The sequence below is a fragment of the Rhodococcus sp. (in: high G+C Gram-positive bacteria) genome (assembly GCF_049286785.1).
GTDB lineage: Bacteria > Actinomycetota > Actinomycetes > Mycobacteriales > Mycobacteriaceae > Rhodococcus_F.
Genome location: NZ_JBAQEO010000588.1, coordinates 1 through 11,518, shown reverse-complemented (window position 1 = coordinate 11,518; position 11,518 = coordinate 1). Strand labels below are relative to the sequence as shown.

General features: G+C 66.3%; 12 protein-coding genes. 6 read left to right on the top strand and 6 right to left on the bottom strand.

Translation table 11 applies throughout. From position 1 onward, the window contains the following. Positions 1-33 precede the first annotated feature (33 nt). The 3 genes from WAW17_RS21525 to cofC all read right to left on the bottom strand — a co-directional run bounded on the left by WAW17_RS21525 (position 34) and on the right by cofC (position 4,006). Complete coding sequence (locus tag WAW17_RS21525) at positions 34-966, bottom strand: NUDIX hydrolase (RefSeq protein WP_422334945.1); 933 nt, start codon at positions 964-966, stop codon at positions 34-36. A 45-nt stretch (positions 967-1,011) separates the two neighbouring features. After that, positions 1,012-3,213, bottom strand: a complete 2,202-nt coding sequence (locus tag WAW17_RS21520) for an RNA degradosome polyphosphate kinase (protein ID WP_422334942.1) — start codon at positions 3,211-3,213, stop codon at positions 1,012-1,014. A 76-nt stretch (positions 3,214-3,289) separates the two neighbouring features. Continuing rightward, the gene (gene cofC / locus WAW17_RS21515; RefSeq protein ID WP_422334941.1) at positions 3,290-4,006 is read right to left on the bottom strand and encodes a 2-phospho-L-lactate guanylyltransferase; all 717 of its coding nucleotides are present in this window, start codon (positions 4,004-4,006) and stop codon (positions 3,290-3,292) included. 134 nt (positions 4,007-4,140) lie between these two features. Between cofC and WAW17_RS21510 the strand changes: the two genes are divergently transcribed. The 3 genes from WAW17_RS21510 to WAW17_RS21500 all read left to right on the top strand — a co-directional run bounded on the left by WAW17_RS21510 (position 4,141) and on the right by WAW17_RS21500 (position 7,446). Then, on the top strand, positions 4,141-5,139 hold the full coding sequence (locus WAW17_RS21510; protein WP_422334940.1) for an NAD(P)H-dependent glycerol-3-phosphate dehydrogenase: 999 nt from the start codon (positions 4,141-4,143) through the stop codon (positions 5,137-5,139). A 4-nt stretch (positions 5,140-5,143) separates the two neighbouring features. Further along, positions 5,144-6,268: a cystathionine gamma-lyase gene (locus WAW17_RS21505; protein ID WP_422334939.1), complete on the top strand. Its 1,125-nt coding sequence runs from the start codon at positions 5,144-5,146 to the stop codon at positions 6,266-6,268. A 71-nt stretch (positions 6,269-6,339) separates the two neighbouring features. After that, positions 6,340-7,446, top strand: coding sequence for a D-alanine--D-alanine ligase family protein (locus tag WAW17_RS21500; RefSeq protein ID WP_422334938.1), 1,107 nt, complete (start codon positions 6,340-6,342; stop codon positions 7,444-7,446). Here WAW17_RS21500 and WAW17_RS21495 read toward each other — a convergent pair. Both WAW17_RS21495 and WAW17_RS21490 read right to left on the bottom strand, forming a co-directional pair. Next, positions 7,443-8,018 carry a DUF3515 domain-containing protein gene (locus WAW17_RS21495; protein ID WP_422334937.1) on the bottom strand — a complete coding sequence of 192 codons (576 nt, stop codon included), beginning with the start codon at positions 8,016-8,018 and terminating at the stop codon, positions 7,443-7,445. The two genes, WAW17_RS21500 and WAW17_RS21495, sit on opposite strands and share 4 nt — an antisense overlap. A gap of 2 nt (positions 8,019-8,020) precedes the next feature. Beyond that, positions 8,021-8,254, bottom strand: coding sequence for an Lrp/AsnC ligand binding domain-containing protein (locus WAW17_RS21490; protein ID WP_422334944.1), 234 nt, complete (start codon positions 8,252-8,254; stop codon positions 8,021-8,023). Between the two features lie 255 nt (positions 8,255-8,509). On the opposite strand from WAW17_RS21490, the gene WAW17_RS21485 reads away from it, so the two are divergent. Genes WAW17_RS21485 through WAW17_RS21475 form a run of 3 tightly spaced genes read left to right on the top strand, consistent with a single transcriptional unit; the run spans position 8,510 to position 10,626 of the window. Then, positions 8,510-9,421: a thiamine-phosphate kinase gene (locus tag WAW17_RS21485; RefSeq protein ID WP_422334943.1), complete on the top strand. Its 912-nt coding sequence runs from the start codon at positions 8,510-8,512 to the stop codon at positions 9,419-9,421. A gap of 9 nt (positions 9,422-9,430) precedes the next feature. After that, positions 9,431-9,952 carry a gamma carbonic anhydrase family protein gene (locus WAW17_RS21480; protein WP_422334936.1) on the top strand — a complete coding sequence of 174 codons (522 nt, stop codon included), beginning with the start codon at positions 9,431-9,433 and terminating at the stop codon, positions 9,950-9,952. Continuing rightward, complete coding sequence (locus tag WAW17_RS21475) at positions 9,952-10,626, top strand: uracil-DNA glycosylase (protein ID WP_422334935.1); 675 nt, start codon at positions 9,952-9,954, stop codon at positions 10,624-10,626. The genes WAW17_RS21480 and WAW17_RS21475 overlap by 1 nt, the downstream gene beginning before the upstream one ends. A gap of 3 nt (positions 10,627-10,629) precedes the next feature. Here the strand turns inward: WAW17_RS21475 and WAW17_RS21470 are convergent, their stop codons facing one another. Further along, the gene (locus WAW17_RS21470; RefSeq protein WP_422334934.1) at positions 10,630-11,430 is read right to left on the bottom strand and encodes an enoyl-CoA hydratase-related protein; all 801 of its coding nucleotides are present in this window, start codon (positions 11,428-11,430) and stop codon (positions 10,630-10,632) included. Between the last annotated feature and the right edge of the window lie 88 nt (positions 11,431-11,518).

The following is an 11,518-nucleotide window of genomic DNA, read 5'->3' as shown; positions in this document are numbered from 1 at the left end:
AACCCGTGGTCGGCGTCTCTCGTTCGGTGCGTGCTAGGTCTGTGAAGCGTTGCGGGCGGGCGGCAGGGGGCTGGCGAGGTGGTCGGCGGCGATCAGCCTGCCTCCGGACAACGACAGAATCCAGGTGCTGGCCTTTCTGTTGCGTGCCGGTGGCAACGTGATCCCATCGCTCGCCGCCCACCACTGGATCAGATCCGGAATGACCGCGCCCTGGCTGCAGATCACCTGGACCCCACCGCGTGCAGCGATCTTGCGCACACGCACCCGGGTGGCTGCGGGATCGTCTGCGTAGCTCTCCTCCGACAGCAGCGGCTCGATTCGTATCGTGAGGCCGGACGACTCGGCCAGTGGCTCCACCGTCTGGATGCAGCGAATGCGATCTGCAGACGTGATGTCGGTGGCGCCGAATGCCTCGAGCTGCGCGACCAGAGCTGCTGCCTGACGCCGGCCCTCGGCATCCAGCGGGCGCTGTGTGTCGTCGCCTCTGTACGTCTTCCTGCTCCCTGCCTTTGCGTGGCGTACCAGCAGCACGGTGGCGGTGTCGGCCGGTAGGGCTCCGAATCGGCGGAGGATCGTGCGGTCCATGGGGTACGAGAGTTGACCGGCCACCTCGGCGACGGGTATCCATCGCAGTTCGTCGACCTCGCTGTTGACGACGAATTCTCCAGTGCGGGCCTCTGCGGCCCAGTATTCGACGCGTTTCAATTTGCGATGCCCCGGAATAGGGTAAGTCACGGCACCGAGATGGCGGCCCAGACGGCTGTGAATCCCCGTCTCTTCTTCGACTTCACGTATCGCGGCGACGACGGCGGTCTCGCCGGGGTCGAGTTTCCCCTTGGGGAACGACCAATCGTCGTACTTCGGACGGTGAACGAGAGCTATTTCGATCCTGTCGCTCTCGGGAGACTTTCGCCACAAAACTGCTCCGGCGGCGAAGATATTGGCTTTGACGGGTTTCTCGGGCACCGTGGTCAACGGATTCCTACTTTCTGCCGCTCGAGAGGTACGCGTTCAGGATCCGCTGCCCATCCGCGTTTCCATCATCGCCTCCTGATGATCCCGCACATCCTCGCCGTGTGCCGGAGCTGCCACCCACCCGCTGTCCTGCAATATCCAGCACCGCGTGGTCGGGTCGAGTGCCGATTCGAAGATGTCGCTCAGTTGAGCTGTGAGTCGTGGGTCCTTCACTTGAGCCATGACTTCCACCCGGCGGTCGAGATTGCGGTGCATCATGTCGGCACTGCCGATCCAGAATTCGTTGGCGGCACGGAAATGGAAGATTCGTGAGTGCTCGAGGAATCGTCCGAGAATGGACCGGACCTCGATATTCTCGCTGAGACCGGGAATACCCGGCTTGAGCGCGCAGATTCCGCGGACCACGATCTCCACGGGAACCCCCGCGATGGACGCCCGGTAGAGCGCGTCGATCACCTGCTCGTCCACCAAGGCATTGGCTTTCAGGCGGATTCCTGCGTCTTCGCCCTGAAGTTTCCGGGCCACTTCGGCGTCGATCCGTTCGACGATTCCCCGGCGAACCCCGTAGGGGGCCACCAGAAGGTTTCGGTAGCGCGACTTCCGCGAGTAGCCGGTGAGGGAGTTGAACAGATCCGTCAGGTCCGCACCGATTTCGGGAGCGGCGGTGAGCAATCCGACGTCTTCGTACAGTCGCGCGGTCTTCGGGTTGTAGTTACCGGTGCCGATGTGGCAGTAGCGCCGGATCACAGAACCCTCGCGGCGCACGACGAGACAGGTTTTGCAGTGAGTCTTGAGTCCCACGAGGCCGTACACCACGTGAACGCCGGCATGTTCGAGTTTCCGGGCCCACTTGATGTTGGCCTGCTCGTCGAAGCGCGCCTTGATCTCCACCAGTGCCACAACCTGTTTGCCCGCCTCCGCGGCGGCGATGAGGGCATTGACGATGGGGGAGTCGCCCGATGTCCGGTACAGGGTCTGCTTGATGGCGAGGACCTGTGGGTCTGCCGCCGCCTGCTCGATGAATCTCTGCACGCTGGTGGAGAACGAGTCGTACGGGTGGTGGACCAGTACGTCGCCGTCCCGAAGGGTCGAGAACACGCTCTTGGGCGTTTCCCGCTCCCCGAACGCGGGATGTGTTGCGGGTACGAACGGTGCATCCTTGAGCCCGGGGCGATCCACCGCGTAGACCTGCCACAGGCAGGACAGATCCAGCAGTCCCGGCACCTGGATGACGTCACCGGGATCGACGTCCAGTTCCCGGAGAAGCAGCTCGAGCATGTGCTCGGTCATGTCGTCTGCGACTTCGAGTCGGACCGGAGAACCGAAGCGCCGCCTCGCCAGTTCCCTTTCCAGTGCCTGCAAGAGGTCTTCGTCCCGATCCTCCTCGACCTCGAAGTCCGCGTTGCGCGTGATGCGGAAGGCGTGGTGCTCGACGATTTCCATGCCGGGGAACAATGCGTCGAGGTGGGCGGCGATCAAGTCCTCCATGGGAAGGAACGCGTCGATCGACAGCGGATTCTCGGTGCGGCGGACCCGCACGAACCGCCCTACGTTGTCGGGCACCTTGACTCTGGCGAAGTGCTCGCCGCCCGTCGGGCCGTCCTTCACCGTCACTGCGAGGTTCAGACTCAGGCCGCTGATATACGGGAACGGGTGCGCGTGATCGACGGCGAGGGGAGTGAGTACGGGGAAGATCTGATCTTGGAAATGCACCGACAGGCGCTGGCGATCGTCGTCGCTCAGGTCAGCCCATTTGATGATGGAGATTCCTTCAGCGGCAAGTGCCGGCCGCACCGAATCGAGGAATACCCGTGCATGCCTTTCCGAAATCTCCTGCGTCCGGCGGGCGATCAGCGAGAGTTGCTCACGGGGTGACAATCCGTCGGCGGACCGGACGGACAGGCCGGTCTCGTCCCGTCGCTTGAGTCCCGCGACCCTGACCATGAAGAACTCGTCGAGATTCGACGCGAAGATCGCAAGGAACTTGGCGCGCTCGAGCAGCGGGAGTGAGGTGTCCTCGGCCAGGGCAAGAACTCGGGAATTGAAATCGAGCCAGCTGAGTTCACGGTTGAGATAACGATCTTCGGGTAGCCCGTCCACCAGTAACCTGGCTGCGGCACTCGTCGCCGCGGGCGGTGCCATCGGGATCGATGTGGACGTCGCCGGAACGATGTTGTCGTGCACCTCGGGCTTTCCGTCGGTTTCGGTGTGCTGGTCGAGTGCTTCGCCTTTACTCACCCTACGATCATCCCTCGAGAATTCCGCCGCGGACAATCGATGACCGGAATTCGCAGGGCCGGCGACGCCGTGGCGTTCACGCAGACGGTGTCGCGGTGCGATAGAGGGCCTTCAGGGCAGCGTGAGTGGCGGGGCCGACACCCAGGGCCCGCACCACATCGAGATCGTCGGCGGTATCGACGTCGGTGCGCAATCCGGGCCACGTTCCCTGAAGTGGTCGAGCCCCCGATTCGAGGTGCCGCTTCGCCGACCCGGGGCCGAAGCGGGGATCCAGTGGGACCGCGGGGTCGCAGGAGAAGAGGGCGGCGGTGCCGGTGCCATGATGGTCCACCACCACCGACCGGCCCCCGCTCCTCGCTGCGGCGAGTGCCTCTTCGAATTCGACTCCCCGCAACGACGGGAGATCCGCCTGGAGCGCGACGACGTCCACCCCGGCCTCACCTCGGCGCACATATTCGGCGGCGGCGGACAACGCCGCGTTGAGACCGCGTTCGGAATCGACATCGGTCGTCGAATCGTGGTTCGGGGTGCTCGCAACCGGATCGGCGTAGACATCGGCCCCGACACTGCGGGCGAGACCGGCGACGGCGGCATCGGGAGTGACAACGGTGACGCCCACGACCGTCTCGATGGTGCGGACGACGGAGAGGGTGTCGTGCAGCATCGAGAGCACGAGTTCGGTGCGGAGCGGGGCCTCGAAGACCTCGGCGAGGCGGGACTTGGCCGCGTGGAGTTCCTTCACGGCGACCAGGACGTGCGCGCGTGGCGCCCCGGACCGGATCGCTGTGCTCATGCCGATATCTTGCCAGGCTGTTCCGGTCGGCGTCCGGACGGGACTTCGAACGGGCGGACGGTGCGACGATGCCCCGGTACCCGGATCGGCGTTACTGTTGGTCGATGCATCCGGTAAAGAGACGAGGGGTCTGAGTGAGCAAGGCTGCGGTACTGGGGGCAGGGTCGTGGGGAACGGCCTTCGCCAAGGTGCTGGCTGACGCCGGCACCGACGTCACCGTGTGGGCACGGCGTAGCGAGGTGGCCGAGTCGATCGCGCAGCGCCACGAGAACGCGGATTATCTCCCGGGAATCGCGCTCCCGCCGTCGCTCACAGCCACCGATGACGCGCGCGTCGCCCTCGCGGACGCCGACATCGTGGTTCTCGCGGTGCCGTCGCAGTCGCTGCGCGGCAACCTCGAGGTGTGGAGTCCCATGATCGGACAGGACGCCACGCTGCTCAGCCTCGCCAAAGGGATCGAGACCGGCACGCTGATGCGGATGAGTCAGGTGATCATGCAGGTCACCGGCGCCGAACCGGGACGCGTCGCTGTTCTGTCGGGCCCCAATCTCGCCCGCGAGATCGCCATCGGACAACCTGCTGCCACGGTCGTGGCGTGCACGGATTCCACGCGCGCGCTTGCGCTGCAGAAGGCGTCGGCCACGGGCTACTTCCGTCCGTACACCAACTCGGATGTGATCGGCTGCGAGATCGGCGGCGCGTGCAAGAACGTCATCGCACTGGCGTGCGGCATGGCGTCAGGAATCGGGTTGGGCGAGAACACCATTGCCAGCATCATCACGCGGGGTCTGGCCGAGATCATCCGCCTGGGGGTGGCATTGGGTGCGAACCCCGCCACCTTGGCAGGACTCGCCGGAGTGGGTGATCTGGTCGCCACGTGCACCTCGCCGTTGTCCCGCAACCGGTCCTTCGGGGAGCGGCTCGGACGGGGTGGTTCGATGGAGACCGCTCAGGCGGCGACTCACGGTCAGGTTGCAGAGGGGGTCAAGTCGTGTACATCGGTTCGTGCGCTTGCGGCGGGCTATGACGTCGAGATGCCGTTGACGGACGCCGTGCATCGGGTGTGCCACGAAGGGCTCGTGGTCCAGGAGGCGATCGGTCAGTTGCTCGGCCGCCGGACGAAACCGGAATGACAGCGTGAGTGGTGATTCCACGCGCTGCGTGAAAGCTGTTGCGGTGGAATATGTTCCGGGTTCCCCCATGCAGCGCGGTCCGATTCCGGCGGCCCCGTATCAGCTCAGCGCCGACGAAGGTTCGGAAGCCGACACGTACGCTCGTGCGTCGAATCCGGGCTGGCGCGACCTCGAATCGGCGCTGGCGAACCTCGAAGGTGCCACCGGCGCGCTCGTCGTCGGATCGGGGATGTCCGCGATCACCGTGGCGCTGCGCGCTCTGCTGACTGCCGGGGACACCGTCGTGGTACCCGCCGACGGCTATTACCAGGTGCGGGCCTACGCCAGGGAGCGCCTCGAGACGATGGGCGTCACCGTCCACGAGATGAAGACGTCCGACATGGCAGGAGGCGATGCCGTTGCTCTCCTGGCATCGGCGCAGGGGACGACGGTGATGGTGGCCGAGACTCCCGCGAATCCCTCGCTCGACGTGGTGGACCTTCGTGCCGTGGCGGAGCGGTGTCATGAGGCGGGGGCCCTTCTGATGGTGGACAACACGACGGCGACCCCGCTGGGTCAACAGCCGCTCGAACTCGGAGCGGATGTCGTGGTTGCCAGCGGCACAAAGACTTTGAGTGGTCACAGTGACCTACTGATGGGATATGTTGCCGCCTCCGATCCGGACGTCCTCGCCGGGATGGAGCGGGAGCGGACCCTGTCCGGAAGTGTGCTCGGCCCGTTCGAGACCTGGCTCGCCCACCGGAGCCTCGGGACGGCGGGCCTGCGGTTCGAGCGGCAGTGCGCCAACGCCTCGGCCGTCGCGCGTCTGCTGGTCGATCATCCTGCCGTCCGAGGGGTCCGCTACCCGGGATTGCAGAGCGACCCGTCGTACCCGGTCGCGTCGGTGCAGATGCACAGATTCGGCGGTCTCGTGGGTTTCGAACTGGAATCCGCGGAGCACTTTCATCGCTTCGTGGCCGCCGGCGAACTGCTGGCCTCAGCTACAAGCTTCGGTGGGATCCACACCACCGCCGATCGGCGGGCACGGTGGGGAGACGACGTCGCTCCCGGTTTCACGCGGTTGTCCTGCGGAATCGAAGACACCGACGACCTGGTGGCGGATGTCGAGCAGGCCCTCTCGGCCATATGAGGACGGGGGTGAGGGCCGGGTGGACGAGGCGGATGCGATGAGGTTCCCGCGGCGACGGTACGGTTTGTCCCGTGAGTAAACCGCGTACCCGGGTGGCCGTCATCTTCGGTGGCCGCAGCAACGAGCATTCCGTGTCTTGCGTGTCGGCCGGAAGCGTTCTGAGGAATCTCGACCCCGAACGATACGAAGTAGTGCCGATCGGCATCACGAGAGAAGGTTCGTGGGTTCTCGGATCCACCGACCCCGAGGCGCTGACCATCCGCGAGCGGTCGTTGCCCACCGTCGGCACCGAAGGCTCCGCACTGACGTTGACGGCCGATCCCACCAGGGCCGGCGACCTCGTCGCACTCGACGACGGAGAAGCCGGAAAGGTCCTGGCCACGGTCGACGTGGTGTTCCCGGTCCTGCACGGCGCCTACGGCGAGGACGGGACGATTCAGGGCCTGCTGGAACTGGCCGGAGTTCCGTATGTCGGGCCGGGAGTGTTGGCGAGCGCCGCGGGTATGGACAAGGAATTCACCAAGAAGCTCCTCGCTGCGGAAGGCCTGCCCGTCGGCTTTCAGGTGGTGTTGCGTCCGGGAACTTCGACGGTGACGGAGCTGCAGAAGTCCCAGCTGCGGTTGCCCGTGTTCGTGAAGCCCGCCCGCGGAGGGTCGTCGATCGGGATCACGCGAGTCGCCGACTGGTCGGCGCTGGACGACGCGATCGCGCATGCCCGACTGCACGACCCGAAGGTGATCGTGGAATCGGGGCTCCATGGACGAGAGGTGGAGTGCGGAGTGCTCGAGTTCCCCGACGGCGAGGTGCGGGCCAGTGTGATCGCCGAGATCCGCATGCCGGAATCCTCCGGGGACGACGAGGCGTTCTACGATTTCGACAGCAAGTATCTCGACGACGTCTGCGAGTTCGACGTGCCCGCGAAACTCGACGAGGACGTGAGCGAGGAAATACGTGCGCTCGCCGTACGCGCCTTCGCCGCGCTCGACTGTCAGGGACTCGCGCGGGTGGATTTCTTCGTGACCGACGACGGACCGGTCATCAACGAGATCAACACGATGCCCGGATTCACCTCCATTTCGATGTATCCGCGAATGTGGAGCGCAGTCGGCGTCGACTACGGCACGCTCGTGTCCACGCTCGTCGACACCGCCCTCGCCCGCGGTACCGGTCTGCGTTAGTTCGGAACGGGCGCCGGATCCAGAGGTTCCGGCGGCAAGGCGGCGGAAACCGCAGCGGAGACGTCCTGGAGCGGGGTGGGGCCCACGCCGGTGGGAACCGTGAACCCGACGTACACGCCGCGGTCTACCGCATACCAGCTGCTGGCGTCGATTCCCGCGCTCGAACCCGAGATCTCGAACCACTGCACCCCGTCGATCACCGTGAGCGCCGACGCCTGATCGAATTCCGCAGGCCGATCGAGACCGCATCTGAGCACCAAGGGCTCGCCCTCGTCGGCTTGCCACGCGGCACTCGATTCCGGCGCGGGTTCGGCGAGTTCGGCCCTCGTGTACTCGCCGAGTGAGTCGGGCAGAATCGCCATCAGTGCGACGCACTCCGGCGAACCGGACGCCGGGGCGGGCACGACGCCCAGCGATACCGGCTCCTTCACCGGAGTGCGATCAGCCATCACGGCGGCAACGATGATGCCGATCACGAGGGCTACCGGGAGCGCCACGGCGGTCGCGATGAGCGCCGGATTGTGCCGCTCGGCTATCTCGTACTCTTCGGGCGCGGATTCGGGATCGGACATGCTCAGATCTTGTTCGCAGACTTCTCGGGTATGTCGCAGGTGAGGGTTCGAGTGATCCCTGGGACCTGCCGGATTTCCTGAACCACGGGAGCGACGTCGTCCGCCGATACACGCACGATGACGTCGTACGGTCCGATGACGTCCTCGGCGCTCCGCACCCCGGTGAGCTTCGCGATCTCGGCTGCGATCGCCGGCGCCTTGCCTACCTCGGTCTGGATCAGGATGAACGCTTGCACTCGCTCCGGCCCTTCCCTGCTCCGCACGCCGGGTCTCTCGGTAGAGTCACGGATGCCTCGGCGCGCTGATTGCTCACGTGCCGAGGAGTCCCGGCAACAGGTTGAAGGTACCGCAGTCGCTCGATTCGGCGATGGGGCCACACCCGCTGCTGCGGGCGATCCGACACCAACGGCCCGCGGAGGCACACCATTACATCCATGGATTCGCCCGATCCGAATCATCCGCGCACCGTGGCGGACCTCGGGGAGTTCGCGGTGATCGACCGTGCCGTGGCCGGGCGCGTGCAGCCGGGTACCACCATCATCGGACCCGGGGACGATGCCGCGGTCGTCCGTACGCCCGACGGGCGGGTCGCCGTCTCGGCGGATATGCTGGTGCAGGGCAGGCACTTTCGGTTCGACTGGTCGACGCCTGCCGAAGTCGGCCGAAAGGCCGTGGCGCAAAATGCCGCCGACATCGCGGCGATGGGTGCGCGCCCCACAGCCTTTCTGGTGTCTCTCGGATTCCCGCGGGACACTCCGGTGGAGGTAGCCGACGGCATCTCCGCCGGCATCGGGGATGCGGCGGAAGAACTCGGCGCCGGTGTGGTGGGCGGAGATCTGGTCCAAGCCGATCAGGTCGTGATTTCCGTCACCGTTCTGGGTGATCTCCACGGTGCGAGTCCGATTCGGCGGTCCGGCGCACAGCCGGGCGACACGGTGGCGGTGGCCGGGGAACTCGGCCGGTCCGCTGCCGGTCTCGCCGCACTGCTCGCCGGATCGGCAGACTTTCCGGAGCTCTCTGCCGTGCACCGGGTTCCGGCTCCGCCGTATGCCGCCGCGTGGGCTGCCGCGGATGCGGGCGCACATGCCATGACGGACGTCTCCGACGGCCTCCTCGCCGATCTCGGTCACATCTGTGCGGCATCCGGTGTCGGAATGTCGCTCACCAGGGCTTCCCTCGTGGTGCCGCCCGGTCTCGAGGACGCTGCGACCGCGCTCGGACGACACCATTGGGATTGGGTGCTCACCGGGGGCGAGGACCACGGTTTCGCCGGCACCTTCGCCGCGGGAACCGCGCTACCCATCGGATGGGTAGCGATCGGCACGGTCCGTTCCGGCGCCGGAATCGCGATCGATGGCGAGACGTGGGAAGGGGTGGGTGGCTGGCAGAGCTTCTCGGTATAGGTTGCACGCATGGCTATCTATGCGCTCGGGGATCGCGTCCCCGACATCCACCCGGACGCTTATGTCCATCCCGATGCAGTGGTCATCGGCAGTGTGACCCTGGCGGCAGGCACCTCGGTGTGGCCGCAGGCGGTGCTGCGCGCCGATTACGGCACCATCGACATCGGTGTCGATACCAACATCCAGGACGGCACCGTCATTCACTGCACGGCGCACGAGCCCACCATCATCGGTGCGGGCTGCGTCATCGGGCATGCGGCCCACATCGAGGGATCGACGATCGGCGACGGCTGTCTGATCGCCTCCGGTTCGGTGGTGCTCAACGGGTCGGTGATCGGTGCGGGATCCGTGGTCGGTGCCGGCGCCGTCATCCCCTTCAAGTTCCAGGTGCCCGCCCGTCGGATGGCGCTCGGCGTCCCCGCGAAGATCCGGGAAGGATACGAGGTTCCCGAAGGTCATGTCGAGATGAACGCGAAGATGTACGCCGCGAATGCCGCGTACTACCGCGACGCGCTCCGCAGGCTCGACTGATGGGGGCCCCGCTGTCCGATGTCGTGGAAGCCGGATGGGCGGGTGCACTCGAGCCCGTGGCGGGACGCATCACCGAGATGGGTGGCTTCCTTCGCACGGAGATCGCGGAGGGCAGGGGATACCTGCCCGCGGGTGAGAACGTCCTACGCGCGTTCACCCAGCCCTTCTCGGAGGTGAAGGTCCTCATAGTCGGCCAGGACCCGTACCCCACGCCCGGCCACGCGGTGGGGCTCAGCTTCTCGGTTGCCCCGGACGTACGTCCGGTGCCGCGCAGTCTCGGCAACATCTTCACCGAATACAGCGAGGACCTCGGCTACCGGACCCCGTCCACCGGCGACCTCACACCCTGGTCACGCCAGGGCGTATTGCTGCTGAACCGAGTTCTGACCGTTCAGCCCGGACTCCCGGCGTCGCATCGCCGGAAAGGGTGGGAAGCGGTGACGGAGCAGGCTATTCGCGCGCTCGTGGCGCGACCCGAACCCCTGGTCGCGATTCTGTGGGGCCGGGACGCGTCCACCCTGAAGCCGATGCTCGGAGAGGTGCCGACGATCGAGTCGGCTCACCCGTCGCCGCTCTCCGCCTCACGCGGTTTCTTCGGTTCACGGCCGTTCAGCAGAGCCAACGAACTGCTCGACACACTCGCCGTGGAACCGGTCGACTGGCGGCTGCCGTAACGTCTACGCCGTCGTCTGCTTCGCCGTCGAGAAGTCGGCACGCCGCTTCTCGACGAACGCGTCGACACCTTCCCTGCCCACCGGGCTGTCTGCCGCCGCAGCGATCGACGCGGCCTCGGCGTCGAGTTGCTCGCTCAGAGTGCGCGTACCCGCGGCGTGCAGCAGCGTCTTGATGCCCGTGTAGGACGAGGTCGGACCGGCGGCAAGGGTCCGCGCGAGGCGCAGAGCCTCGTCCTGGACCACGTCGTCACCCACCAACCGGCTGAGGATGCCGAGCCGGACCGCCTCGTCGCCGCTCAGTACCGCGTCCGTGAGCAGGATTTCCCGTGCGCGGACGATACCGACGATCCGCGGGAGGGTCCAGGACATACCGCCGTCGGGGGTGAAGCCGATGGACGGGTACGCCGGCCTCAGTTTGGTGGAGGGGCCGCCGATCGCGATGTCGGCCAGGCAGACGAGGCTCATGCCGGCACCGGCAGCCCAGCCGTGCACGCCGGCGACCACGGGAACCGTGACGGCGTCGAGTGCGCGAACGAATTCGTGGAACTCGCGCGCCACGTCGCCGACGTAATCGCTGCGCACCGGCGCCGATGCGAAGGCCCGGACGTTCCCGCCGGCGCAGAAGTTGGGTCCGTCGCCGGCGAGCAGTACGCTTCCGATCTCACCGCCCACCGCGGAGAGGGCGGTGGCCCCTTGGCGCATGGCCTCCCCGTCGAGGGAGGTGCCGTTGGCTGCCGACGAAACGGTGATGCGGAGAACGCCGTCTTCGAGGTGTACTTTGCTGAATTCATCGAGAGAGGTCACCGTATGCACCATACGGGGTCCCCTGCTCCGGAAACGACTGCGCCCCGACACCGTTCGGTGTCGGGGCGCAGTCGAACGCACGCAGTGT

What these genes read in the sequence shown, in the direction of transcription:
- cofC (WP_422334941.1), bottom strand. Translation starts at nt 4,006, where the DNA reads ATGAGCACAGCGATCCGGTCCGGGGCGCCACGCGCGCACGTCCTGGTC.
- WAW17_RS21495 (WP_422334937.1), bottom strand. Translation starts at nt 8,018, where the DNA reads ATGTCCGATCCCGAATCCGCGCCCGAAGAGTACGAGATAGCCGAGCGG.
- WAW17_RS21480 (WP_422334936.1), top strand. Translation starts at nt 9,431, where the DNA reads ATGGCTATCTATGCGCTCGGGGATCGCGTCCCCGACATCCACCCGGAC.
- WAW17_RS21475 (WP_422334935.1), top strand. Translation starts at nt 9,952, where the DNA reads ATGGGGGCCCCGCTGTCCGATGTCGTGGAAGCCGGATGGGCGGGTGCA.